Here is a 26,084-nt window from a genome sequence, read left to right on the forward strand (position 1 = left end):
ACTTAGTTTTAAACTTTCTTTTTAGAAGATTTAAAACCGAAGTTTTATTTAACTCTCTGAGTAGTTCGTGCCTCGCTATGCGTTGGCGTTTCCCGTCTCAGTGGGGTCGCATTATAGGGAGATCCGAAAACAGATCAACCCTTTTTTTAGATCTTTTTACTGTTCGAACAAAAATAGAACAAAACCACGTAAAACCATATGAAAACCTTCCTAAGATGATGCTTTTTTGTGCTCTTATTTATTATTTAATACAAATATCATTGCTATGTTTGATTTAGACGTTAAGATAGCAAGTTCACAATGTTAAATTAATGTTTATTTCCTGTTTATTGGTAGATCTAAAATGAAATTACCCGATCAAAAATCTTTTATCTTCTCTGTTATTCTTGCTGTAGTTGGTTTTGTTGTTGTTGAGTTCGCTTTAGGCGGCTTAGCTTTAAACCCTGCATTACTATTTGGTGCTGGTTTATTAATAGGTGCGATTGCTATTGCTGCAATGTCATCTGATGTGACTGAAGAAGCTGAAGTTAAAACAAAAACGCTTTATGTTGGTAACCTTCCTTATCGTGCAAACGAAGGTGTGGTTCGTGCATTATTTGAAGAACAAGGCAAAGTATTCAATGTTCGTTTATTAAAGGATAAGAATACTGGCAAGCGTCGTGGCTTTGGTTTTGTTGAAATGGCGCAAGCTGATGCAGACAATGCAATTGCTAACTTGAACGATAGCGAGTTCCAACAACGTACTTTAAAGGTACGTGAAGCAAAACAAAAACAAGAAGATGATTCTAATGCTCTACGTACTGAGACGGATCAGTCAGTGTAACTAGCTTTACCGCTAGCTTATTGCTAAACACATCAGCCGTTGCATAATATTGCAGCGGCTTTTTTATGTCTGTTAGTTTATTCACACACAAGTTAAGTTGGTTAAGTAAGTAGTTGACTCTGTTTGCTATCGCTACACCTGAATCAAGTAATTTTACATTCCCTTCAAAATACTGACTAATAGGCTCTGCTAATATTGGAAAGTGCGTACATCCTAATACAAGTACATCTATAGTTTTATCTATATGTAGGTCATCAAGCACTTGATGCAACTTGTTTGTATCCAAAGACTCTGTAAAAAAGTATTGCTCAGCTAAAGTTACTAACTCCACACTGCTATATAGATTAACGGTTACATTACGTGCATGCTCAGTAATTAATGTTTTAGTGTATGAACTGGCGACCGTTGCCGGTGTGGCTAATAAGCCAATATGATTTGAACGTGTTAACTCTGCCGCAGGCTTTATTGCTGGCACAACACCTACTATAGGAATATCTGTCATTTGGCGAACAGCGCTAAGTGCAGATGTAGAAGCGGTATTACACGCTATTACAATTAAATCAACATTAAGCGTATTAGCTTTGATGAAATGAATAAGTGAGCATAATCGGTTAATGATGGTTTTTTGAGATTGAGCACCATAAGGTAGTAATGCATTATCCATAAAATAACTGTACTGAGCATTGGGGATACTTTGCTTTATATGCTCAAGTACAGTAGTTCCACCAATACCTGAATCAAAGACCATTATATGCGCTGACAAACTACCGTTCCCACTTTACTTTAAGAACGGCAGTTTGCCATGAGGTATTTATAAAAGAAAGTAGTTTAACTTTGCGTGGTTTCTAAATCAGTAAGCCTGTCGGCTGCCGAATTTAACTGATTAAGGTTTTCGAACATAGACTTTGTGTAATCTACTAACTTATCTATTTGCTCCTGATCTTGATTTAACCATTGGAGAATGCCAGCTAGCTGATTTTGTAATCCAAGCTCACCCGCTTTTTCAAAAGCATTTTTAAGGTCATCATTAAAAGGAGCTAAACCCTCCGCTACTTGTTTTTCTGGTGCTGGTCTATATTCTTCATAGCTTTTAACTGTTGCTATTGTTTTTGTTTGGCGTAAATCCATAGAAAAAGCCACCAGCTGATCGCTGTCTAAACTCAGCTCTTGCGCTTGTTCAAATGCTTCATCTAAATCACCACCAAAAAAGGTTTTACTTAAATCTTGTAAGTCTTCCATCATTACATTAATAGCTTCTTGCTCTTGCTCATTTAAGTCACCATTAACCGACATCGAAAATGATACCTGTCGAGATTGCGATGATGAGCTTGCAAACGACTCGCCATTATTGTTTTGCTGATAGCCACTTGCCGACTGAGATTCAAATGCATCTGCAAAGCTAATACTTACCTCGTCACCTTCTGCGGTGGTAAATTTATACTCTGCATTACTCGTCATACTGACATATTGAGCCTGGCTTATATTTACGCTGGCAGGTTGTGGGTTAAATAACGACTCTTCAAACTTATCGAGCCCATTGTAAATTCCCTCTTTGGACTTATTAATCCCCTCTTCCATGTCATCATTAAATACACCTGTACCTTTGAGTTCATCAACAGCGTCGTCAATCCCTATTTGGACCCCTTTGCGCGCGTCGCCTAACATATCTTTGAGCTTTTCGTCATCAGCGCCATTAGCTTTTGCTTTATTAACAGCACTACTCACAAAATCGAGTACGTTTTTTACTATTTCATCAAAATCAAATAGTGGTTTATCTGCTTTTTTTTCTGCGATAGGCAATCCAAGCTGCTCAGCCATTTTATCGCCAAGCACCTTTGCGGCCAACTCTCGGCCTCGTTGTTGATAGCTATCTTGAGGAGACGTAATTGTAGGTTGCTGTATATCAGCTTTATTATTGAATTTATTGATGTTGTTGTTTGGCGTAAAGCCATAATTACCTATTTTCATGATTCGTCTCCTAAGCGTGCGTAGTTTATTATCGGCTATAACAATAAAAACTAAAGTACAATGTTCAATAAAACAGCATAAATGCTAGCCAAAACTAGACAAATACGCAGCGCTCCCTACAATAGCGCCGATAAACAGATCTTAGATAAGGTAGTAGCGTTAATGGCAGTTATTAAAATAGATACCACACAGTACCAAACGCAGTTAAGTGAAAAAGAGCAGCGTATTAGTGCACAGTTCCAACGTTTTGGTGTGGAGCAACTAGAAGTATTTAGCTCAGAGCCAACTAACTACCGCCAACGTGCTGAATTTAGAGTATGGCACGACGGTGACGATCTGTTTCACATTATGTTTGATCAACAAACAAAAGAAAAAATCCGTGTTGATACATTTGATCCAGCAGCGCCTCTAGTTGGTGAAATAATGCAGGTGATGATTGAGCATCTTAAGCCTTGTGAAATATTACGTCGTAAGTTATTTCAAATCGATTACCTATCCACGCTAAGCGGTGAAATTTTAGTAAGCTTGCTTTATCACAAACCACTGGATGATGAATGGTTAAGTGAAATTAAAGCACTGAAAGAAAAGCTTAGCAGTAAATACAAAATTGACTTTATAGGCCGAGCTCGCAAACAAAAAGAAGTACTAGGTGATGACTTTGTAACTGAACGTTTAACAGTTAATGGTCAAGAGCTTATATACCAACAAGTAGAAAATAGCTTTACTCAGCCTAATGCAAAAGTAAATATTAATATGCTGGAGTGGGCACAAGATTTATGTAAACCACTTAAAAATGATTTACTAGAACTGTATTGTGGTAACGGTAACTTTTCAATTGCATTAGCGGGCTGTTTTAATAAAGTATTAGCGACGGAAATATCAAAATCATCTGTTCACTCTGCTCAATACAATATTGCTAAAAATAACGTAGAGAACTTAGATATTATTCGTATGTCTAGTGAAGAGTTTACTCAAGCAATGAATGGCGAGCGTACTTTCTCTCGTTTAGATGGTATTGACCTTAAAAGCTATGACTGCCAAACCATATTAGTTGATCCACCACGCGCGGGCATGGATGAATTAACGTGTGACTTAGTGGCTAATTACGAAAACATAATTTATATATCGTGTAATCCTGAAACCCTTGAGCGTGACCTTGATCACTTAACACGTACGCACAACGTTAAGCGCTTTGCTATATTTGATCAGTTCCCATATACACATCACATTGAGTCGGGTGTTTTCTTGCAGCGCAAATAAATACGCTCAGTAAACGTTACCCATAAAAAAAGCTCCTTGTAGGAGCTTTTTTAGTTTTAGCTAAACTTACTTGTTAGCTAAGTAATTAATCAGTTTGCTAATATCTTCTGGTTCAGTAATACCCGACTCACGACCTAGGTTTAATTTATACTTACCATTTACAATAAATGTAGGTACGCCACGTAGTGCGCCTTTTTCTTTAAAGTAGTCTTGATCACGTTTCATTTTAGAGCTCAGCGTACGTACCGAGAAGCTTTTAAACAGCTTATCAAACTTATCGCCATCAACGCCCTGCGCTACAAATATATCTTTTACATCTGCAAGCTCATTAAAACTAGCGCGCTTTGTATGAATATGATTAAAGATTGCAGAGACAATTTTATCTTTTTGCGGAAGCACTTCTGCAGTAGCGAGTGCTTGGCTCATCATCTGTTGGTTTTCTGGGTCGCGTACACCTACAAAATCAACATGGCTCTTTTTAAATTTAACGTTTTTATCAAGCTTAGGCTTAAACTCACCAATTAGTGCTTCCATGTTATTACATGCAGGGCAGTAAAATGAGAAAAACTCTTTAATTTCTGGCTTTTTAGTTGCGCGCTCAGAAACAACGTCGTAATGCACGCCTTCTTCATACGTTGCTGCAAAGCTTATTGCCGCCATAGGAAGTAGTACTGCAAGCAAACCTGCTTTAACTAATTTAATCATTATTATGCTCCGAAATTTATAGTGCTAATAAAAACGCTACTAACTCATCAAGTTCTTTTTGATTTTTGATGGTGTTGAGGTTTATTTTATATTTATCGTTAACAATAAAAGTAGGTACACCTGTAAGTGCGCCTAATTTTGAATATTTATTTTGTTTGTTTTGCATTGCTTGCTCAGCCGAAATAACTGGCATGCTTGCAATTTCTTGATCAAACGTTGCGCTATCAATACCGTTTACTTCAAGTAATTTTTTAACGTCTTTCATTTCAGTTAAAGGAGCACGCTGAACATGAATACTTTTAAAAATTTGATCGCTAATACTCTGCGCCTGACCATGCTGCTTAGCAATTAAGTAGGCAAAGCTTAAATTACTTTGTGCTTGTGGCGACACGCCACCTAAAAAGTTCACGTGGTTTTTAATAAACTCAGCGCCTTCTGGCAGGCCTTGTTCAATTGCTTTTGCTACTGGTTCAAACTTAAAACAATGTGGACAGTAAAATGAGAAAAATTCGGTTACTTGTGGTGATGTACTTTTGTCTACATCAATAACAGTGTATTGATTATCAACTTCAAACTGTGCAGCAAGTGCTGCAAATGGTAAACATAAAAGTAATAAACTCAGTTTTAATTTTTTAAGCATTTGTATCTCGTTGTACTTGTCTTTAAATAAAATATTACGGCAATAACTTTAACGGTGCTTCTTGCAGTGCTGCAAGTTGCTCCTTCAGTGCTAAAATTTGTTGCTCCCAGTATTTGTCATCAGCAAACCATGTAAAGTTCCGCACAAAGGCAGGATCGCTCCATCGTTTAGCTACCCATCCCATATAATGGATAATACGCATCGCTCGCAGCGGTTCAATTAATTTGAGTTGAGAGTGATCAAAATCACAAAACTCTTCATACGCATTCACAAGGGTGTCTAACTGTAACAGTTGCGTCGCTCTATCGCCACTGAGCATCATCCATAAATCTTGGATTGCAGGACCTTGGCGGCTGTCATCTAAATCAACAAACATGAGCGCATCACCTGCCCACAAAATATTACCAACGTGGCAGTCACCATGTAAGCGAATACTTTGCACATCTTTATACTGTTTTTGCGCCTGCTCTATCACTAAATCTAAAATAGTATAAAAGGCAGTATTTATTCCCATAGGCACTAAGTTACTTTTTTGAAGATGAACTTTGGCTGTATGTAAATACTCCTCGCAGGTAACTGTTGGCCTATAAGTAAAAGGCTTTGTTTTAGCTACTTGGTGCATACGGCCAATTAAACGCCCCATTACATCAAGTTGATCTAAGTTATCAACCTCAAATAAACGCCCGCCGACACTTGGAAACAACACAAACAAATAACCTTCGTGTTCAAACAAGCTTTTCCCATTATATAAAATAGGGGCAACAACAGGCACTTCCGCTTCTGCCAGTTCAAATGCAAAGTCATGCTCTTCTTGAATTTGCTCTTTACTCCAGCGCTCTGGGCGATAAAACTTCACTACGTAACGCAGACCATCATCGGCTTTAAATTGGTACACTCTGTTTTCATAGCTATTGAGTGCCAACAAACCAGATTCGGCGTACACACCTACGCTTTCTATTGCATCGAGTATTAGGTCAGGTGTTAAGTCAATAAAACTAAATTTACTCATACTCTTCTTATATAAAATAAAAAGCGGGTTATATACCCGCTTTTGTTAATTGCTATATCAACTTACCTATTTAAGGTAGGTTGTGATTATCGCGCTTTAAAAAAGTTACTCGACTGCGATATTGTCTCATCCGGCTCATCTACCGGTGAAAGCACAAAGTTAAACTCTGTCATCGACACCTTCAAATCATAAGGGTCCATTACAAGCGACAATGGCACATTATGAGATTGCCCTGCCTGCACAGTAAATGACTGCTTACCAATATACTTAAAGTTATCTAACCCTTGCACTTTAATATTAAAGGTTTGCTCGTACTGCGCTTTATTAATTACCTTTAATGTATAGGTGTTCTCTACTAAACCATCAAAATCGACACGATATAATTGATTTCGATCACGAATGATATCAAAGTCCATTGTTTTACGCAGCGCTATATTAGCTACAAGTGCTCCCGTAAGCACAACAAGTATGACCGTGTAACCAATGATTTTAGCTCGTAGTGGATTCGTTTTATTTTCTGGGGTTTCGAGGTTTCGCTCTGTCGTATATGAAATAAGCCCACGCGGGTATTCCATTTTATCCATTACGCCATCACACGCATCAATACATGCACCACAGTTAATACACTCAGCTTGTAACCCATTTCTAATATCAATACCTGTTGGGCACACTTGAACACACAAGTTACAGTCTATACAGTCGCCTAGCTCTAAATCTTCATGATCTACTTTACGTGAACGAGGACCACGGCTTTCACCACGGCTTTCGTCGTACGTTACAGTGTATGTATCTTTATCAAACATAGCTGATTGAAAACGAGAGTAAGGGCAAATGTGTAAACACATAATTTCTCGCATCCAACCGGCATTACCATAGGTACACGCAGCAAAGAAAATAATACTGACTAGTGCATAACCACCCACGTTAAACGTTACAAAATCAGGAAGTAACTCTCTGATTGGCGTAAAGTAACCCACAAAAGAAATAGCGGTATATAACGAAAACAATACCCAACTAGTATGCTTTGCCGTTTTACGCCAAAACTTATCAAAATTCATGGGTCTTTGATCGAGTTTTTTACGCTGATTAGCTGTGCCTTCAAGCTTTTCTTCAAACCAAATAAAAATAAAGGTCCAAACAGTTTGCGGACATGTGTAGCCACACCACACCCGTCCATAGAAGGTGGTCACTAAAAACAGCGCAAATGCTGCCAGCATAAAAATAAACGCTAATATGGTAAAATCTTGAGGCCATAGCGTTAAACCAAAAATATTGTATTTTTGACCAATTAGATCAAACAGTACTGCTTGCTGGCCGTTAAAATTAATCCAAGGAAGTAACATAAACGCAAGTAGGCCTAAAAAGCCAATGCGCTGCCTAAGTAATTGATGTAGGCCTTTTACGGCACGCACATAAATACGATTTCGGGGATTGAACCTATCATCTTGACGGCTTAAATCCGGTTTTTGGATTTTCACCTCTACAGGGATATTCTTTACTTTAATTTGCTTGTCCATCGAAGTTCCTCAACGCCGCTTGGAAATAAAAATCCAGCAATACTCAAGTACTCTATACTTAAAGCTAGCAAGTTACTTGCTAGGCAGATTTACTTTAATAAATTGCCTTCTCGAATACTTTCAGATATTTCAGAAATATCTGACTGCTGTTAACCATTATAACAATGTTGGTTAAAATTACTGGCATAGATCGCTAATAATTTATTCATCCCAGTTACTTGCTTTTAAAATGCAGTTTATTACACTGCATGGTAATTCAACCCTACTTAGATCAAGGTTTACGTATCCATGAAAAAATTTATTATTTTGGTAGTTGTGATCCTTGCCTTTTTTACAATCGATCATCCGCTTATAAAAGAACCTCGCGAAAGGTTATTAGGTGAAGGCATTGGTTTTTTAAGTGATGCAAGTAAGGTTAACAGAAGCCCTGCTGCAAATATGGCTAAAAATAGAATCAGCACTCAACTTAAATTGTCTGAATCTGAGGGTGAGTACGTAGAAAAAACGTTTACAACAGATGACTCTGTTCAGTTATTTCACCTACGCTATTGTCGTGAACGTGACTTAAACCTTTATTTTTATGGCGATCGTTTAAATACAGTATGTAAAATAGTGACTGAAGCATTAGAGCAAAAGCGAGCAAAGTAGTGGATTTTTCAGGATTAAATAAAAAAGCAAGCGACTCATTTCATAAACAACGCAATATGCTCAAGCAATTGGCACAAGGCAAAACGTTAAAGTGTGAGAAGTGTAATGGGGTTTTAACACTTAATTTAGCCACCAGTGAACCTGGTAAAGGCGTAGTAAAGTGCAAACAAGGCTGCACGGATATTATATTAGAGCTAGGCACTTAGATTAAACTAAGCGCCTGGTATTAATAATTACTCTTCCCAACTCTCGTCGGTTATCAAACCGCTATTAATTGCGACCACTTCAATTAGTTCAGCAAACCCTAATGCAAAGTCACCCATTGATTCATATTGGTACTGACACAAGGCTTCTATAGTCATGTTATTTTGTTTGGCAATCTGAGCTATTGCAAGCTGGTCGAGTGCAAAAAAGCTTAATGTACTTAACGCACTTTCTAATGCTTGTTTAAAGTCAGTGTCTAATTGCGGTGCATTTAACAAAGGCTCTGCGTAAGCTTTGGTTGCAACTAAGAAACCTTTACTCCATGACTTACAAAACTCAGCATCAAATGTGTTAGGTAATTTGTATCCTGTTTCAAATACTTGCTCACTAATTTTATGATATAGCGCCATAAACAAGAAAAGTACTTCTTCATCTAAATCATTAGCTGTATTTGGTAATATCTGCTCAAGCCACTCATGCACATCTAATGGATTGGGCGAACAAATAACGCCAAATAAATAGCCTTGGCTTTGTTGAAGGGTCATTGCTTGAGATTGGGTATTTAAAAATGTGCTGAGCTGCTTTGCGTGCAGCTCAGTAAATTGGGGTATTTGCATTAAAACTCTTTATATTCAAACATTAAAAGTTGAGCGGGTAACGACCTTGGCTATCTGGTCGGCCTAAAAATTTAACCGCATCATGTACATCTTTAGGTAAGCTAGCATCTGGTTTTACATAACCTGCCACACTAAAGTCGAAATTAGCTTTAAGTGTAGCATCTGCCTCAAGGCCAAGCGTATTATCTGGGTCAATTAATATAGCAATATCGCCCGACTTACAGCTTAACTTACCAGCCAGAGGGCCAATATTAAACCACCCATTTAAGCCTTGCACGTCAATATTAGGGCTCGCTATTTCACCTTTTAGTGAATCACAATAAGGTGCACCTGAGCTGTATTCATCAAGTTCTAAAATTACACGTCCTTTAGCGGTTACAGGTAGGGGAAGCTGCACGCGCTGCATTGCACGCTCTACTGTTGAGCGCACTAGGCCGTCAGTCACTTTAACTTCTTGATTAAAAAGCCCATAACTTACATCAGCATAACCCGAGATATCACTACGCTCTCGTGCATTACCAAACTTCACATTCGCATTTAGCTTGCCTGTAAATAACTTCCAGCCAGCAATGTCCCAACGCACATTATTTAACTGTTCACCATCAAAACGAACTTGCATCATTTGACCTTGCCAAACAGTGCCTACAGTTTGGCCTACTTCTAATTGCTTTAGAAAGTACGGTTTTGCTATATCTAGTGCAATATGTGCTGGTAATTTAATAATACAAAACACAATAAAACTAATTAAAAAGACAGCCGATAACGTTATTATTTTTTTCATTAATTAATTCTCTAATACTAAACGGCTTACACGCACATAGCCTGATTTATCATCGCGGCTCAAATCTAAGTTTTCAATTTTTAAGCCGTGCTGATTCACTAGCTCATCTAACCACTCTATTAACTGATTAAATTCTACAGAGTCGAGCGTCAAACGTAGCGAATCACTACTTGGCTGCATTTTACTAATACTTATTTGATGGCGCCCACGTGTAGAATTAACAATTTGGCTTAAGTTTGCATTGCTAGCAACACTGGTGTTACCCGCAGCCTTTAGTTTAACAATACTGTCATCAACCCAAGCTAATAGCTCTTGTTGTTTAATTTGAGATTGCTGTGCCTTTTCTATCGCATTATTTAATGGTCGAAATATTCCCATTACTAAAACAAAAATAATAAACACGCCACCAGCGACCATTACCAATTGTTGTTCTTGCTCTTTAAGCGAGCGCCATTGTTGCATTAACTGCTTTTTCATACTGCACCTCGCAGTTTAATTTCACCAACGACATAATCACCGTCATTATTTAAAGACCCTTGCTCAACAGTTAAACCTTGTTTTTCAAGTATGATTTTTACTTTACCAAAAGTTTGGAAGTCTTTAGCGCGTGCACGAATGCGCAGCTCATTGCGACGTTTGTCATAACGAAGTGTTTCAGGTGTAAATTCGCTAACTTGCGAAAATACATCAACCAAATTAGTCGTTAAGTCTAAAAAGCCCGACTCACTTGAGCCTTGCACTTTATCTAACGCGCCTTTAATTTGGCTTTTAATTAGATTGGGGCGAACTTTAGTTCCTGGAAATGCTTTTTGGTATCTGTCGACTACTTGAGCTTTAGCTAATTCTACTTGTGTATTAAGTTGGTGTAACTCAATAGCTTTTATTGTAATCGTAGAAACCAATGCAACACTTGCTATAATTGCGGCGCCTTTCCAGTAACCCCACCATAAGGCGCTTTGCTTTTTAAGCTGATACATACCTTGGCGTAAGTTAAAATTAACGCTATCTAACTGCTTTGCAAATAATGCTAGAGGTAAGTCGTACTCACTTGTTTGCGCTTGTAAGTTAACGCTTTCTGGAAACTGACTAGCTGGGCTAAAATGCTTAATATCAGGATTACCCATGGCTGTTAAGTAGCCATTTAACCAACTAGATTCAACCGCACCAATATGCCATTGCCCTTGCTTAAATAACCATTGGTTATTGAGCTCGATAGCGGTGACTGCGCCATCATCTGCAAGCGGTAACAACAAAGCATCGGGTAATATTCTGTATACTGATAGATTATGCTCTACAAATAATGCGAGCCATTGTTCAAACCATTCACGGTCTGTCATTGCGACACGAATTGCATGTTGCTCACCAAGCATTGTCGGCTGCGCTACTGCTATAAACAGTTCATCTACGTCACATGCTATATCTTCTTCAAGCATGTATGGCAATGCTTGCTCAAGCTTGCGATTCCATTTTGTTGGCAAAGCGACCGTTTTTAATTGCACTTGATCACTTGGTAACAACACGACCACTTCTCGGGTAAGTGCTTTTTCGCTTAGCTCACTTAAATGCTCTGCATTTGGTAACTCGCCACTGGCTATTATTTCTTGTTCTTGTGGTGAGTAAATCAACCAATTAAGCAATTCTTGCTCGGTTTGACCCGTGCGGATCAACAGTATTTCTGTCACTGTACGCCTCCAAATTTTCGCGCCAGTATCGTTACGTCACCGTCTTTAGCGTGCAGTAATGTGGTCATCGAAAAACGCAGGTCGACAAAATTTGCCTGCGTTTGTAATTTAAAATATTCGCTTTTAATACTAAATAAACTTTTGACTGAGTCGGTATTAGTACCGCCTTGTTGCTTCACCTGTTCAAAAAATTCATCGATGGTGTCAAAGCCAGTTTGCGGTCTTGCACCTATCACAGCCTCTGCACCAGATAAGCTCAAGCTTTCTATTAAGGCACTGAGTATAAGTGCTTGCTCTGGGATTAATGTATTTACGTTAATAGATAAAAGCGTACTGCCTGGTATTACACATACATATGGCAGTACTTTTTCCATCACTAATGGGTTGAAGCCCTTAACCAAGCGTAATTCCGATGCTGATGCAAATAAACTATTGGCTGTCATATACGGAAAATCTCGTGATAAATACTCGTCTTCTTCTGCGCCTGAGCGATATGTAATACTGTCCTCGTCAAGCCAATCAAATACGCTATCTGCCATTGTCTCTTCTGATTCATCAGCAGGTAAATCTTCAATGTTTTCAAGTAATGCAAATAGTGCTTTATGTGCAGGGTTTGTTTTACTTGCGCTATTTTCTTCTGGCGCTATGGCTAAAGCATTTAAATTTAGACATGCTTGTAAATCAGTAATTTTGCCACTTAACGTGCCGTTATCAACAGGGTATGAAGCATCACCTTGAGTTGCCCAAACTTGATCAAGTGTTGTTTTATCAGCATCATCTTTTTTACTTTGTATTAGCCCTTTAATAGCAAGCTCTTCTGCACCGTAAGCGTACCATTTAGCTTGCTGATGACCTTGCAAATTAGTACTTTTTTGCACTTGAACCATTAAATTAGCACTCATTTCTACTGCTAAAATAGCCGCTAATGCCACAATAAACAAAACAATAACAAGTGCTGCGCCGCGCGATGATTGCTGCTTAACCATTATTCACATCCGTACTTTGTGTAGCAACAACTTTGCCTTGCCCAGGAACTAAAAATACACGACGAATTGGCTCTGCTTCTATTTGTTGCAAAGTAACAGCAACCGCTTTAGGGAGAGCTTTAATTTCCCACTGTTCTTGCCATTCGTTTTTATCATCCAAAAACTCAAACTTAAGCTCTTCAACATTTTCTAGTACACGTTGAACTCGCGGTTCCATATTATCAAGCTGATCAACATAAACCCGATAAACACGCTCAAGGTTATCGTCTATCACTCTATAACCAACGGCTTGTAGTTCTGAACGTGGCAATAAATTAATTGGATTTATCCAGCCATCTCGTACAAACGCAATACCATCGTATTGGCTTTCTAAAACGTAACGACCAGCAAGTAAGTATTGTTCCTGAACATCACCAGATTCGTTTCGTACTGCACGTTTGGTCATTTGGCTAAAATCTTGATCCATTAACCTAAATGTTGTTTGCAACCCATTTAACTCAGCAATTTTTTCATCGGAGGCATCTTTTGCTCTTGTTGTCGTCTCGAGTATTTGATGAGTAGCAATAATAACAAAAGCTAAAATACCCAGTGCTACCATAACTTCAAGTAATGTAAACCCGCGCTGCTTCACTTACTTTTTGCCTTTATTGAGATACGTTGATAACTCATATGCCGAATGCTCATATTTTTCATCCGTAAAAACATTTATGGTTAACTTAACAAAGCTTTTGTCAGCAGTGGCTGTTACTTCTTGCTGCCAAAACCATTCAACACCGCCCATTACTTCGCTGCCTTTAAGGTTATTTTTACCTTGCCATTGTTCGCCTTTAGTACGCTGTTCAATAATAACGTTTTCGGCGACCCAAGATGCATAGGTTTGCTCTTCAATAGTCGTTAAGTGGTGTATGTGCTCGCTTGTTGCTTGCATTGCAGCTATACCCGCCATGGCACAAATACTTAATGCCACTAACACCTCTAATAAAGTAAACCCTTTAGTGCGCTTCATTATTCTGGCTCTCGGCGAAAGTTTACTGGTGCAGCAAATTCACCTTCAATGTAATACACAGGTTCGCTTTGCTCTTTTAACTCTAATATAAGTTGAAACGCGCTTACCTCACCTGATGACAAAATAAGTACTTGTGGGATTTTCAACTTTTTAAGCTCAAGTAAGCTGTCTTCATCGCCGCCACTCATAAGTTCGCGCCAGTTAGATTGCTCCAAGAGGTTATCTTGCGCCCACGCTAAATCTTCTAAGTTAAGCGTGAGCTTTAATCTTTCATCTAACTCTATTGGTTTAAAAAGATCTTCACGGTCAAAGGTAATCCACTTTTCACCATCGAAAACTAAATACTCTAACGTATTTTCTTCTACTAATAAGCCCAATTCAACTTGGTTTAAAATGGCAAATTCCGATGCCATGTTAATGGTGGTATGCAGCCTTAATGCTTGAGTATCTAACTCTTCCTCAGCACCGCCTTCTAAGCTATATACCACCATTTTTGTAGCAAAAGCGATGATCACTAATACCACTAAAATTTCTATTAAACTAAAGCCTCTACTTTTTGCATGGCGCTGCTCAAGGCTTGCTTTCATAGCAAGCCTCTAGCATTAACATATTCATACAAAGCAGTGTACTTAAGCATTATTGTTTTTCTTCGTCCCAGTTACCGATATCATCATCAGTACCTACTTCACCATCTGGGCCCATAGAAAAAATATCAAACTTGCCAATTTCACCTGGGCTAATTAGCTGATATAGATTACCCCATGGATCTTCTGGTAATTCATTAATAAAACCACCGTCAGGGAAACGTTTTGGAACCGGTTCAATGCTTGTTTGAGTAACTAGCGCTTCAAGACCTTGCTCTGTGCTTGGGTAGCTCTTATTTTTAAGCTTGTATAAGCTCATTGCATCTTCTAATTGCTGAATATCTAGATGCGCTTTATCGATAGCAGCCTCTTCTTGCTGACCCATAATGTTAGGTGCAACAATTGACATAATCATTCCGATGATAACCAGTACCACCATCACTTCTAGTAAAGAAAAACCTGATTGTTTATTCACGTAATTACCTCATTATTCTAAAAACATTAAGTAAAAATGGTTTAGGTAAAACCATTAATATATTTAAAAGTTTATTCTAACTTAAAGTCCAACAGCTTTATTCATCGCCATTATTGGCTGCAATATTGCCATTACTATAAATAATACAATAACCGCCATTGAGGCGATCATCGCAGGCTCTAGTAGTTTAAGCGATACATTAACCATGCTCTCAAATTCGCGATCTTGGTTATTTGCAGCACGCTCTAACATTTGCTCTAGTTCACCTGATTTTTCACCACTTGCTATCATATGCAGCATCATTGGTGGAAACAACTTAGTTTGCTGAAGTGCAGCTCTTAAGCTTGCACCCTCGCTCACTCTATCGGATGCATCTGCAACCGCTTTTTTAATTTTTTCGTTAATTAATACACCGCCCGAGATACGCATCCCCTCGAGCAATGGTACCGAGCTTGACGATAAAATACTTAAAGTACGCGCAAAACGTGCGGTGTTAATACCACGAGCCACTTTACCTATACCTGGCATATGTAGTACTCGGTCATCCCACCAAAAACGTATTTTAGGCTGCTTAAGTGCATGCTTAATACCAATGGCTATAGCTGTAATAGCTATTAAACTAATAAACCAATAATTTTGCACAAAATGGCTGCCTGCCATAACCCATTCGGTTGTCCAAGGAAGTACTTGTTTTGTTTTTTCAAACGTTTTTAATATTTTTGGTACTACAGTACCAAGCAATACCGACACAATACCGATTGCAAATACCACTAAAATAATAGGGTAAACCATAGCCTGAGTTATTTGGCTACGCATATGTTGGCGCTGCTCGGTATAGTCGGCTAAACGATTAAGTACTTGGTCAAGGTGACCCGACTTTTCGCCTGCGGCTACCATTGCACGATATAAATCGTCAAAAACATGAGGAAACTCACTAAGGCCATCGGCAAGTGTGTAACCTTCAACCACTTTTGAGCGTACCGACATAAGCATACGCTTTAAACGCGGCTTTTCGCATTGCTCAGCAACCGCCATAACAGCGCCTTCAACAGGGAGTGCCGATTGAATAAGTGTTGCTAATTGCCTTGTAATTAGTGCTAAGTCTGAGGTTGAAATTGTCGGTTTAAAAAAGCCACCGAGTAAAGGGGCTTTTTCACCTTTGACTTGTTTATCACTTTGCGCCGCAGGGACAACTTCAAGCGGCGTAAGTTTTTGATCACGTAAAGTTTGGCGAATTTGTTTAGCTGTATCGGCTTCTAAAATGCCTTTTTTTTCTTTACCTCGGCCATCTAAGGCACGGTATTCAAACGCCGCCATAGTTAACCTTCCTCACGGGTAACACGCAATACTTCTTCAAGTGTTGTTTTACCTACAAGTACACGGCTACACCCATCTTGGCGAATACTTGGGCTGCGCTTACGAATGTATTTTTCTACGCTTTGCTCGCCTTTACCGTTGTGAATCATTTCGCGTATTGTTTCATCAACTACAAGTAACTCGTGAATACCCGTACGACCACGATAGCCATTAAAGTTACACTCTTCACACCCTACTGCTCGATAAATTGTCGGTTGGCTTTCAAAAGGAACCCCTAACAGCTGGCATTCATGCTCATCAGCCGTGTGACCTTCTTTGCAGGTATTACACAATGTACGTACTAGCCGTTGCGACAACACACCGAGTAACGACGATGAAAGTAAGAATGGTTCAACACCCATATCTTCCATACGTGTAATTGCACCCGATGCGGTATTTGTATGCAAAGTAGACATAACAAGGTGGCCGGTAAGTGACGCTTGAACACCAATTTGCGCAGTTTCAAGGTCGCGTATTTCACCCACCATTACTACATCAGGATCTTGGCGTAATATTGCACGTAAACCACGTGCAAATGTCATATCAACTTTTGCATTAACTTGTGTTTGCCCAATGCCTGGAATTTCGTACTCTATCGGATCTTCAACGGTAAGAATATTGCGATCGCGTGAGTTAATTTGGCTCATACCAGCATATAGAGTGGTACTTTTACCAGAGCCCGTTGGCCCTGTTACTAAAATAATGCCGTGGGGTTTACTAATTAAATCTGAAAACAATGCACGGTTATCTGCGGTCATACCTAAATCTTCAAGGTTTAAACGCGCGTTGTTTTTATCAAGTAAACGCAGTACTACACGCTCACCAAAGCTCGATGGCATTGTAGACACACGCACATCAACTGCACGCCCGGCAATACGTAAGCTAATACGGCCATCTTGTGGAATGCGTTTTTCGGCTATATCAAGCTTAGCCATTACTTTAATACGAGACACAAGTAACGATGCAAGTTTACGATTAGGCTTAAGTACTTCTTTAAGCACGCCATCGACCCTAAAGCGAATAACAAGCTCTTGTTCGAAGGTTTCGATATGAATATCAGAAGCCCCTTCTTTAATCGCTTCACTTAGCATGGCGTTAATAAGCTTGATTATTGGCGCATCATCGTCACCAGCTAGTAAATCTTCAGTTTGCGGAAGTTCATCAGCAAGTGAGAATAAATCAACCTCGTTGCCAATATCTTCCATCATTTGTTGTGTTTCAGAGCTATCACGTTGGTATGACGCTTCAAGCAGTAGCTCAAATTTATCATCAGCCAATTGCTCAAGTGTAAAACCATGGCCTGCGATACGGCGTACTTCTAATAGTACTTCCACGTCTAGCTCACCACGGTAGTAAACTATACGGTGATCTTTGTTTTTACCAAGCAACACACCTGCACGTCTTGCATAGGAAAACGGCAAACGCTTTGCTGGTAACTCAACTAACACATCACTCGTTAATAGCTCATCCTGATTATGCGTTTTAGGATGAACCACATCTTGGTTTATCTCTTGAATCGCATTAGTCATCTTTACGCTCTTGTGCATTTTGTTTACGCAGAGACTCTTCATACGTAGGGGGAAGTACTAATTCGTCATTCCACTCAGGTAAAATAGGCGTATCAGTCATTGGCATTAACTCAATACCGTCTTCTTTTTGTTTAAACTGCTCACCACGAATAAAGTTATATTTATTAAAGCTTAACTTATTCATGCTTACACCATCACGAATAATGGTTGGGCGAATAAACACAATAAGATTACGCTTACGGCGCGTTGTATTTGTTGATCTAAACAGGTGTCCTAAAATAGGGATATCGCCTAATAACGGCACCTTAGAAACACTTTCTTGTACGTCTTCGTCAATTAAACCGCCAAGTACAACCATGCCGCCATCATCGGCCATTACCGTGGTTTTAATTGAACGCTTATTTACTGAAATATCAACCGCAGTTGCACCACTTACGCTCGATACTTCTTGCTCAATAGTAAGCTGTACTGCAGAGCCATCGTTAATCTGTGGCGTAACTACCAGCTTAATACCTACTTCTTGACGCTCAACTGTTTGAAATGGGTTAGCATTATTACTGCCTGTTTGTGAGCCTGTAATAATAGGCACTTCTTGACCGACTAAAATAGAGGCTTCTTCGTTATCCATTGTAGTAATAGAAGGGGTAGCCAAAATATTTGAATTTGTATCAGTGGCAACAGCCTGAATAATTGCGCCCCAATCATTTTTAACAACGCCCAGCGCTAAACCATTAATGCCACTTAGCAATGAAGCAAGCGCATCATAGTCACCCTCAGTCGTTTCGTCATAACTAGTAACGGTTCCAGTTTCTGTACCAATGATAGTTTTAGTTACAGTTGTATCTTGTGCTTGCTCTGCAGCAACAGCTAATGAACCAACGGGAACCGTAGTGCCGTTGTTAAACTGCAACATACCGCCCTGCTCAGAAATCCACTGCAGGCCTAAGTTAACCCCGTCGCCTTCCATTACTTCAATAATAATCGCTTCAACCAGTACTTGGGCACGGCGAATATCAAGGCGTTCAATTACTGATTCTAATGATCGCATTGTGTCTGGCTGTGCGGTGATAATTAATGAGTTTGAGTCTGGGTGAGACTCTATACTGCTTTCATTATTGCTTCTGCTACGGGTCTTAGTAGTACCGCCTTGTGCATCTTCAACAAGTGACTTACTAACACCTTGCAATACTTTTACTAAATCTTCAGCTTTAGCATAATTTAGGTAAAACACCTTAGTATTACCTTGGCTTTCTAGCTCACCATCTAAGCGCTTAATAAGCTCAATAGCACGTGTACGTGCTTGGCCTTCACCACTTACAATAACGCTATTAGTTCGGCCATCAGCCACAACTTTTGGAATTAAAAATTCAGGCACACTGCCTTTACCGCTGTCTTTATAAATATTGTCTACTACAGAGACAACATCATCTGCCGTCGCATATTTAAGCTTAACAATGTCTACACGCTTGTCACCCGCCTGATCAACAGAGCGAATAATCTCAACTAAGCGATTAACCGATGCAGCATGACCTGTTAGCATCATTACGTTAGCCGCATTAAAGTTAGCAACGTGGCCACCATCTTTTTGATCGCTAAATTGACGAACTAGAGGACCAAGCTCCTGCACACTTACATTTTTAACACGTACAACACGCGTAATCATCATGTCGCCGCTAGCTTCACTACCTTCGTCAATAAGTGGCACATTTGATTTTTTAGCGTCTGAACTTTTTTCTACCTTAATTATGCCATTGTCCATTTCAACAGCTGAGTAGCCATAAACTTCCAATACATTTAAGAAGAACTGATAATAAAGTGCTTCGTCCATTAACTCATAGCTGCGAACATTTACCTTTCCGCGCACGTTAGGGTCAATAATGACTGTTTTATTAAGGTTTTTACCAACAATATTAATGAACTCGTTGATATCAGTCCCTTTAAAGTTAGCAGCATATTCAACAGCAGAAACAGACAAAGAAATACTTGCCGCCAAAAAAAGTGCTGCGTACTTAGCTAACCCTTTTTTAATTTTTTTGAGGTGTAGCACCTGAACCATCGTATTAAAACTCCAAAGCTAAATTATTGCAGACTAAATTGCACATCAATTTGTTCACCATCACGCTCTATAGTGATATTGGCATCTGTACTATTACGCAGCTCATTAATAGCTGACATAGCCTGTTTTAAATCTGTTAGTTGATAGCCATTTATAGAAATGGCTAAATCGTTATTTTTTAAACCCATTTGCTTAAACAGCTCAGGCTCTTTACCTGGACTTAAGCGATATCCAATTAGCTCACCATCATTCATGGCTTGTGAAACACGTATATAGTCAAATAGCTTGCCCGGCTCTTCGAGTAACTCTTCACGTGTTTCTATAATTGCTTCTTTAACGTCTGGATCTGCAGTGGCATCTATTTGTAGATCACTTGGTTCTAATTTTTGCGGACCCATTTCAGCATCATCACGCGCAGCGAGTACTGGCATAGACACCTTCTTACTGAAATCGAGTCCATCAAGCATTAATGTTTCAAAGCGTCCATTAACACTCAAAATAATACGATCCGGCAATATTTGTGCAACTTCAGCACGCGTACCCGATACTACTTCATCAACAAGATAGCTTACTTGCTTACCTTGTGATTCAATAATTGCGATACCTGCTTTGTCATCGTTATTAACCGCTACAATGCCGGTTAAATTGATACTTAAGCGCGTTTCTGGCGCATTATTTATTACCTGCGATTGCTTTGCAGTATTATTGTTGTTTGTTACAGTTTTTTTACCAAATAAAAATTGCTCAATAATATGCTGCGCTGAGTTGTTACTCGCACCAGATGACTGGTTAGCATAATGAGTAGGGGTAAGTAGAGTTACTGGTGGTTTTGGCCACAAAAGCCAAACAAGTTTTGATAATAAAAATGCAAGATAAACAACAACTAACAGTGTCACTAATGCACTTAACTTAGCATGCGGTAAACGAGTTAAAAATTGTTTTAGTTGTTGGATTTGCTGTTCCATAAATAGTGTTCTTATTTTAATTTACTGCGTTAGCGCGTACCCATAGTACCCTTTCATTTTTCTTTCAACAAGCACACTAATATTAAACTTTGTAAACAGATTAAATTAACTTTACATAACAGTACAAAAAGTAAACTGCCGTTGTAATACCTTCATCCTACGATGATTTCATGATAAATTTTAAGCTATAAAAACGTGGGGAAATGCCTTATGAGTAAAAAAAGTAATGCTAATACCAGCTCAGACCCTGTAGATGGGTTAAAAGTTCGATTAGATAAATGGTTATGGGCTGCGCGATTTTATAAAACTCGTGCAGTTGCACGCGAAATGGTGCAAGGCGGCAAAGTACATTATAATGGGCAACGTACAAAAGCGAGTAAAATAGTAGACGTTGGCGCAAAAGTAAAACTGGCTCAGGGCGTAGATGAAAAGCTGATAACTATACTCTCAGTGCTTGAAAAACGTCAAAGCGCCCCCATTGCACAGACCATGTATCAAGAATCTGATGCAAGTATTGCTAAACGCGAAGAGAACAGCATCGCACGCAAAAATAACAGCTTTTTTGCTCCTCATCCGGATAAAAAACCGGATAAAAAGCAAAGACGCGAACTTTTAAAAATGAAATCAAGTTAGGTATAGCCGCTCATGCAACAAGATTTACTTCACCGTTATTTATTCAACGAACTAGATGTTCGTGGCGAACTCGTACAAATCGAGAATGCTTATAATGAAATGATTGCCGACCATAATTACCCAGACCCTGTTAAAGCATTACTAGGTGAGTTACTTGTTGCAACCTGTTTATTAACCGCCACTTTAAAGTTTGAAGGTGAAATTGCAGTACAGCTTCAAGGTGATGGCCCAGTTAAATATGCAGTTATAAATGGTGATGATAAACAAAACATGCGTGGTATTGCACGCCTGCAAAGCGAAATTACGGGCACAACTGTAAAAGAGCTTATTGGTCAAGGCTATATGGTGATCACTATTACACCAAGTAAGGGTGAACGTTACCAAGGTATAGTTCCGCTAGAGCATGATACTCTGAGTGAATGTATCGAAAGTTACTTTGAGCAGTCAGAGCAATTAAAAACACGCCTTTGGTTTGCAACCGACACAACAGAAGGTAGCGCAAAAGCATGTGGTCTATTTTTACAAGTACTCCCAGTTGATAAACAAAAATCAATTGAAGACTTTGCACACCTAGAAGCATTAAGTAACACCATTAAAGATGAAGAACTATTACACCTTGATGCTAATACTGTCCTTACACGCCTTTATCACGAAGATAATCCTCGCGTATTTGAACCTCAAGCGATTAAATTCAAATGTGGTTGTAGTCGTGATAAGACAATTACTGCACTTGTTAATATTGGACAAGAAGAACTACTTAAAGACGTAGCTGAAAAAGGGTCTGTTAATATTAACTGTCATTACTGTTTAAAAGAGTATGTTTTTAACGAACAAGATATAAAAAGCATTTTCAACTAAATGTTCAGCTTCATCTATATATAGTAATTAAAGCCGCAAAATATGCGGTTTTATATTATAAAAAGATGATACCGGTGTCATCTTTTCTGCTAATTTCATGACACCGGTATCATTGAAATTATTCATGTTTTTTCTTAAATATATGTGTTTTTAGAGGCTTTACGGGCTCGAATATCTTAAAACCTTCTGTTACTATAATTTCAGTTTAAGGGCACTGATAACCCCAGAGCTATCCGTTCAAACTCTCACACATAGTTAGGTATAAACATGACTACAGGCGCTACACGTTTTGTCGATTTAACCGCAGCTGAACTTGTCGAGCATGCGATCCGCCGTGGCGAAGGTACTTTAGCCGCAAATGGTGCTTTTGTTGCAATTACAGGAAAACGAACTGGTCGTTCACCAAAAGATCGTTTTATTGTACAAGAAACAACAACTCAAAATGATATTCAATGGGGCAACGTTAATCGTCCATTTGATGCAGACAAATTTGACGCATTATGGGCTCGCGTAGAATCACATGTTCAAAGTAATGACCACTTCACCTCTCACCTAGAAGTTGGCGCAGACCCTGAGCATTATCTACCTGTAGTTGTAACTACAGAAACAGCGTGGCACCATATTTTTGCCAAAAACATGTTTATCGAACCGCAGAACTATAACGCTTCAAACTTACCACAATGGCAAGTAATGAACGTTCCTTCGTTTGTATGTGAGCCAGAACGTGATGGCACAAATAGCGATGGCACCGTCATTATTAACTTTGCGCAGCGTAAAGTATTACTAGCAGGTATGCGTTACGCCGGTGAAATGAAAAAATCGATGTTTTCTGTACAAAACTTCCTACTACCAGCAAAAGGTGTATTACCAATGCACTGTTCTGCTAATGTTGGTGAAGCAGGCGATACAGCATTATTCTTCGGTTTATCTGGTACGGGTAAAACAACACTTTCAGCAGATCCTACTCGCTTTTTAATTGGTGATGACGAACATGGTTGGGCACCTGGAAGCGTGTTTAATATTGAAGGCGGTTGTTATGCTAAATGTATCGACCTGTCACAAAAGAATGAACCTGTAATTTGGAATGCTATCCGCTTTGGCACTATTTTAGAAAATGTAGTGTTAGATGAAAAAGGCGTTCCAGATTTTAACGATACTAGCCTTACTCAAAATAGCCGTGCAGCATATCCACTTGAACACGTTGAAAAACGTAAAGTAGAAAACCGCGCAGGAGAACCTAAGGCTGTTGTATTTTTAACTTGTGATGTAAGCGGTGTATTACCACCCGTTTCTATACTTAGCGAAGAAGCTGCTGCTTTTCACTTTTTAAGTGGATACACAGCAAAAGTTGGTTCTACTGAGATTGGTTCAACTAGCGATATTGAATCAACATTTTCGACATGTTTTGGCGCACCATTCTTCCCACGCCCTGCTGGTGTTTACGCTGAGCTTCTTATGAAGCGTGTACGCGAGTTTGGCGCTAAAGTGTACCTTGTGAATACAGGTTGGACTGGCGGCCCTTACGGCACAGGTAAACGTTTTGATATCCCAACTACTCGTGCAGTAATTGATGCAATCGTATCTGGTAAATTAGCGGGTGTTGAAACTCAGCACATTGATGTTTTAAACCTAGATGTACCGGTAGCAGTTCCAGGTGTAGATACTAACTTACTTAACCCAATTAATACGTGGGAAGACAAAGCTAAGTACAATGAATATGCAGCAAAACTTGCCGCAGACTTCACTGAAAACTTTGCTAAGTATGACGTATCAGACGATATAAAAAATGCAGGACCTAAAGCTTAAATAAGCTTCAAGCTTGTACTTTAACGCCAGCCAAGAGCTGGCGTTTTACTTTCTAAATACCTAATTTAATAAGTGCGACAAAATGCCGCACAACTCATATCAAAAAACCATATAATATACCGCGTAATTAATCATTCTTTAATGCCCAATAAACCTGCATTACTCATTACGACTATTTAATTAATGACACTAAAGCTTTCATGGCGAAAAATATTCAGGCGGTTACATTTATACTTAGGGCTCTCGGTAGGTGTTTTACTTGCTATTATTAGCCTTTCTGGCTCCGTATTAGTTTATTACCCACAAATAGACTCACTGTTAAATCCAATTAATGACACTACCACTAATACAAAACCACCTAATTGTGATCAAGCATATAATACGCTAAGAGCCAATTTTCCTATAAAACTAGGGCCATAGCGATTAGAAAACACAGGTGTGAACTCAATTATACCCGCACGCTACTACAATCCCATAGAAACAAAAGAGCAAGGCTTTGCTCCCTTAATGGTATGGCTATCTAGCAGTAGTGATAAAGTAATACGTAAAAACTATTGGGGAAAATACTTAGTAACTTGGATGTACAACTTACATTTTTCATTACTAACAGGAGCAACGGGCACTCTCGTTGTTGGCTATATAGGCATAGCCTCAATAGTTCTTCTTATCTCTGGATTCTTTGCTTGGTTTCCAAAGCCTGGGCAGTGGGTAAAGACACTAAAATTTAAATCTCGTAGCTCTAAAATAGGTTTGCTATACGACTGGCATAAACTAATTGGTTTAACCTTCTGCATACCGCTACTAGCTTTAACTGTTACAGGTGTTATGCTCGCTATTCCAAAACAAACAGATCCTATATTAATAGCCCTAGTTGACGATATAAACTCCCCACCAAAAACACAAATACAGCCTTGTAAACAATTCAATATTCCTTTATCGCAAGCAATACTAATAGCACAAAAAGCATTACCGAGTGCGCGTTTAGCTTGGATTGAAACACCCTCAAACTTAAATGCTATTTACAGATTTAGATTTCAAACTGTAGACGATCCTTCGTATCGCTTCCCACATAGCTATATAGAAGTTAATGCACTTACAGGAAAGTTAGAGAGCGTGTTTAATATAGATAAGCAAAGTACGGCTAGTAAAATAAAAAACTGGATACACCCTCTACATGACGGCAGCATTGGCGGTAACATTTTAAAAGTCATTTGGGTGCTGAGTGGCTTTGGACCTGCTGCATTGTTCTTTATTGGCGTATATAGGTGGTTAGTTAGAACCAAGAAAATATAAAAATAAAATAAAATTTACGCCAATCTCCCTAGTTAAATGATCTATTTGAGGACAAAAATTTCTTTATTTCGTTGTTCTCGCCAATTACTCCTAAGTTGCTCAACCTTCTGTATCCATGCAATCGTATATCAGAAATTTCTAACGCAATTAACGTCAAGTTCAATCCACCAAATTGATTAGGTATTATTGCCGATTAGTATAATTATCAGGTATGTGTATTTATTCTGCACGCGCTAAAACTACAGTTAGTTACAGATGTAATGCGGTAAATCACTTAGGTAAACTTAGCGCACAATAGTGCCACCCAATTAATTGCTTACTAGTGTCTGTAAATAAGGCTATATACCTAATGGGAATGTCTAATAGGCTACTGAATAGTTAAAGCAAGGCTCTTTACAATGTGAAGCCTGCGTAATGTCACGATACCCACAGCGGTGGAGAGTCACGTAGTAAATGCTAATTTATTGGCCGACTGAGATATTAAGGGATTTTGCTGTGATTTTAACGTCGGGAGTCGCTACGCTCGGCCGACCTACGTGATGTGTGTTGATGTGAGTGTGTGTTAATTGCGCGCATTTCACTTTTCTGCAGACGTAAAAAAGCCCGAATCGTTAGATTCGGGCTTTCTACAATTTGAAGCCTGGTAATGTCCTACTTTCACATAGCAAATGCTACACTATCAT

The 26,084-nt window shown here is 39.0% G+C and carries 26 protein-coding genes and 1 pseudogene; 8 read left to right on the forward strand and 19 right to left on the reverse strand.

Annotated features, from left to right (window positions below):
- Positions 1 to 343 precede the first annotated feature (343 nt).
- Positions 344 to 823 (forward strand): RNA recognition motif domain-containing protein, encoded by a 480-nt coding sequence (locus tag I6F44_RS18560; protein WP_007582860.1) that lies wholly within the window; start codon positions 344 to 346, stop codon positions 821 to 823.
- Here I6F44_RS18560 and murI read toward each other — a convergent pair.
- Together murI and I6F44_RS18570 are read right to left on the reverse strand one after the other, a co-directional pair.
- Positions 786 to 1,586, reverse strand: a complete 801-nt coding sequence (gene murI / locus I6F44_RS18565; protein ID WP_121954890.1) for a glutamate racemase — start codon at positions 1,584 to 1,586, stop codon at positions 786 to 788. The genes I6F44_RS18560 and murI overlap by 38 nt on opposite strands.
- Before the next feature lie 65 nt (positions 1,587 to 1,651).
- Positions 1,652 to 2,791 (reverse strand): DUF5610 domain-containing protein, encoded by a 1,140-nt coding sequence (locus I6F44_RS18570; RefSeq protein ID WP_024592129.1) that lies wholly within the window; start codon positions 2,789 to 2,791, stop codon positions 1,652 to 1,654.
- 162 nt (positions 2,792 to 2,953) lie between these two features.
- Here I6F44_RS18570 and trmA point away from each other — a divergent pair, with 162 nt between their 5' ends.
- Positions 2,954 to 4,051, forward strand: a complete 1,098-nt coding sequence (gene trmA, locus I6F44_RS18575) for a tRNA (uridine(54)-C5)-methyltransferase TrmA (RefSeq protein ID WP_121954891.1) — start codon at positions 2,954 to 2,956, stop codon at positions 4,049 to 4,051.
- Between the two features lie 66 nt (positions 4,052 to 4,117).
- Here trmA and I6F44_RS18580 read toward each other — a convergent pair whose 3' ends face one another.
- The 4 genes from I6F44_RS18580 to ccoG all read right to left on the reverse strand — a co-directional run bounded on the left by I6F44_RS18580 (position 4,118) and on the right by ccoG (position 7,922).
- Complete coding sequence (locus I6F44_RS18580; protein ID WP_197174341.1) at positions 4,118 to 4,756, reverse strand: thiol:disulfide interchange protein DsbA/DsbL; 639 nt, start codon at positions 4,754 to 4,756, stop codon at positions 4,118 to 4,120.
- Between the two features lie 16 nt (positions 4,757 to 4,772).
- Positions 4,773 to 5,396 carry a thiol:disulfide interchange protein DsbA/DsbL gene (locus tag I6F44_RS18585; protein ID WP_007586563.1) on the reverse strand — a complete coding sequence of 208 codons (624 nt, stop codon included), beginning with the start codon at positions 5,394 to 5,396 and terminating at the stop codon, positions 4,773 to 4,775.
- Positions 5,397 to 5,430: 34 nt separating this feature from the next.
- Entirely contained in the window at positions 5,431 to 6,405 is a 975-nt protein-coding gene (locus I6F44_RS18590) for a serine/threonine protein kinase (protein WP_101217255.1), read from the reverse strand.
- 86 nt (positions 6,406 to 6,491) lie between these two features.
- A complete protein-coding gene (gene ccoG / locus I6F44_RS18595; protein WP_007586568.1) occupies positions 6,492 to 7,922 on the reverse strand; it encodes a cytochrome c oxidase accessory protein CcoG in 1,431 nt (476 codons plus the stop codon).
- A 288-nt stretch (positions 7,923 to 8,210) separates the two neighbouring features.
- Between ccoG and I6F44_RS18600 the strand changes: the two genes are divergently transcribed.
- Together I6F44_RS18600 and I6F44_RS19750 are read left to right on the forward strand one after the other, a co-directional pair.
- Positions 8,211 to 8,570 carry a hypothetical protein gene (locus I6F44_RS18600; protein WP_007586569.1) on the forward strand — a complete coding sequence of 120 codons (360 nt, stop codon included), beginning with the start codon at positions 8,211 to 8,213 and terminating at the stop codon, positions 8,568 to 8,570.
- Positions 8,570 to 8,776: a hypothetical protein gene (locus I6F44_RS19750; protein ID WP_007586570.1), complete on the forward strand. Its 207-nt coding sequence runs from the start codon at positions 8,570 to 8,572 to the stop codon at positions 8,774 to 8,776. Before I6F44_RS18600 ends, I6F44_RS19750 begins: the two co-directional genes overlap by 1 nt.
- A gap of 27 nt (positions 8,777 to 8,803) precedes the next feature.
- Here I6F44_RS19750 and I6F44_RS18605 read toward each other — a convergent pair whose 3' ends face one another.
- The 13 genes from I6F44_RS18605 to gspC form a co-directional block, all read right to left on the reverse strand.
- On the reverse strand, positions 8,804 to 9,391 hold the full coding sequence (locus I6F44_RS18605) for a UPF0149 family protein (RefSeq protein ID WP_007586574.1): 588 nt from the start codon (positions 9,389 to 9,391) through the stop codon (positions 8,804 to 8,806).
- 22 nt (positions 9,392 to 9,413) lie between these two features.
- Positions 9,414 to 10,172, reverse strand: coding sequence for a type II secretion system protein N (locus I6F44_RS18610; protein ID WP_197174342.1), 759 nt, complete (start codon positions 10,170 to 10,172; stop codon positions 9,414 to 9,416).
- Positions 10,173 to 10,175: 3 nt separating this feature from the next.
- Entirely contained in the window at positions 10,176 to 10,649 is a 474-nt protein-coding gene (gspM, locus tag I6F44_RS18615) for a type II secretion system protein GspM (protein WP_010555411.1), read from the reverse strand.
- Positions 10,646 to 11,854 (reverse strand): type II secretion system protein GspL, encoded by a 1,209-nt coding sequence (gspL, locus tag I6F44_RS18620; protein ID WP_007586580.1) that lies wholly within the window; start codon positions 11,852 to 11,854, stop codon positions 10,646 to 10,648. The genes gspM and gspL overlap by 4 nt, the downstream gene beginning before the upstream one ends.
- Positions 11,851 to 12,840 carry a type II secretion system minor pseudopilin GspK gene (gene gspK / locus I6F44_RS18625; RefSeq protein ID WP_169061445.1) on the reverse strand — a complete coding sequence of 330 codons (990 nt, stop codon included), beginning with the start codon at positions 12,838 to 12,840 and terminating at the stop codon, positions 11,851 to 11,853. The genes gspL and gspK overlap by 4 nt, the downstream gene beginning before the upstream one ends.
- Complete coding sequence (gene gspJ / locus I6F44_RS18630; RefSeq protein ID WP_010555413.1) at positions 12,833 to 13,471, reverse strand: type II secretion system minor pseudopilin GspJ; 639 nt, start codon at positions 13,469 to 13,471, stop codon at positions 12,833 to 12,835. Before gspJ ends, gspK begins: the two co-directional genes overlap by 8 nt.
- A complete protein-coding gene (gene gspI, locus I6F44_RS18635; protein WP_002962039.1) occupies positions 13,472 to 13,846 on the reverse strand; it encodes a type II secretion system minor pseudopilin GspI in 375 nt (124 codons plus the stop codon).
- Positions 13,846 to 14,433 carry a type II secretion system protein gene (locus tag I6F44_RS18640; RefSeq protein ID WP_197174343.1) on the reverse strand — a complete coding sequence of 196 codons (588 nt, stop codon included), beginning with the start codon at positions 14,431 to 14,433 and terminating at the stop codon, positions 13,846 to 13,848. Before I6F44_RS18640 ends, gspI begins: the two co-directional genes overlap by 1 nt.
- Before the next feature lie 49 nt (positions 14,434 to 14,482).
- A complete protein-coding gene (gspG, locus tag I6F44_RS18645; RefSeq protein ID WP_007586585.1) occupies positions 14,483 to 14,905 on the reverse strand; it encodes a type II secretion system major pseudopilin GspG in 423 nt (140 codons plus the stop codon).
- 81 nt (positions 14,906 to 14,986) lie between these two features.
- Positions 14,987 to 16,222: a type II secretion system inner membrane protein GspF gene (gene gspF, locus I6F44_RS18650; RefSeq protein WP_002962033.1), complete on the reverse strand. Its 1,236-nt coding sequence runs from the start codon at positions 16,220 to 16,222 to the stop codon at positions 14,987 to 14,989.
- A gap of 2 nt (positions 16,223 to 16,224) precedes the next feature.
- A complete protein-coding gene (gspE, locus tag I6F44_RS18655) occupies positions 16,225 to 17,790 on the reverse strand; it encodes a type II secretion system ATPase GspE (RefSeq protein WP_010555415.1) in 1,566 nt (521 codons plus the stop codon).
- Entirely contained in the window at positions 17,783 to 19,846 is a 2,064-nt protein-coding gene (gene gspD / locus I6F44_RS18660; RefSeq protein ID WP_197161890.1) for a type II secretion system secretin GspD, read from the reverse strand. Before gspD ends, gspE begins: the two co-directional genes overlap by 8 nt.
- A gap of 23 nt (positions 19,847 to 19,869) precedes the next feature.
- Entirely contained in the window at positions 19,870 to 20,811 is a 942-nt protein-coding gene (gene gspC, locus I6F44_RS18665; protein ID WP_024591433.1) for a type II secretion system protein GspC, read from the reverse strand.
- A gap of 210 nt (positions 20,812 to 21,021) precedes the next feature.
- On the opposite strand from gspC, the gene hslR reads away from it, so the two are divergent.
- The 4 genes and pseudogenes from hslR (at position 21,022) to I6F44_RS19705 (ending at position 25,401) form a co-directional block, all read left to right on the forward strand.
- On the forward strand, positions 21,022 to 21,444 hold the full coding sequence (gene hslR / locus I6F44_RS18670; protein WP_007586590.1) for a ribosome-associated heat shock protein Hsp15: 423 nt from the start codon (positions 21,022 to 21,024) through the stop codon (positions 21,442 to 21,444).
- Positions 21,445 to 21,456: 12 nt separating this feature from the next.
- Positions 21,457 to 22,302 (forward strand): Hsp33 family molecular chaperone HslO, encoded by an 846-nt coding sequence (gene hslO, locus I6F44_RS18675; protein WP_007586592.1) that lies wholly within the window; start codon positions 21,457 to 21,459, stop codon positions 22,300 to 22,302.
- Positions 22,303 to 22,569: 267 nt separating this feature from the next.
- Complete coding sequence (locus tag I6F44_RS18680; RefSeq protein ID WP_024591432.1) at positions 22,570 to 24,108, forward strand: phosphoenolpyruvate carboxykinase; 1,539 nt, start codon at positions 22,570 to 22,572, stop codon at positions 24,106 to 24,108.
- A 183-nt stretch (positions 24,109 to 24,291) separates the two neighbouring features.
- Positions 24,292 to 25,401: pseudogene (locus tag I6F44_RS19705) on the forward strand (PepSY-associated TM helix domain-containing protein).
- The last annotated feature ends 683 nt before the right edge of the window (positions 25,402 to 26,084 follow it).

This window comes from Pseudoalteromonas sp. NZS11_1 (assembly GCF_015864275.1).
Lineage (GTDB): Bacteria > Pseudomonadota > Gammaproteobacteria > Enterobacterales > Alteromonadaceae > Pseudoalteromonas > Pseudoalteromonas arctica.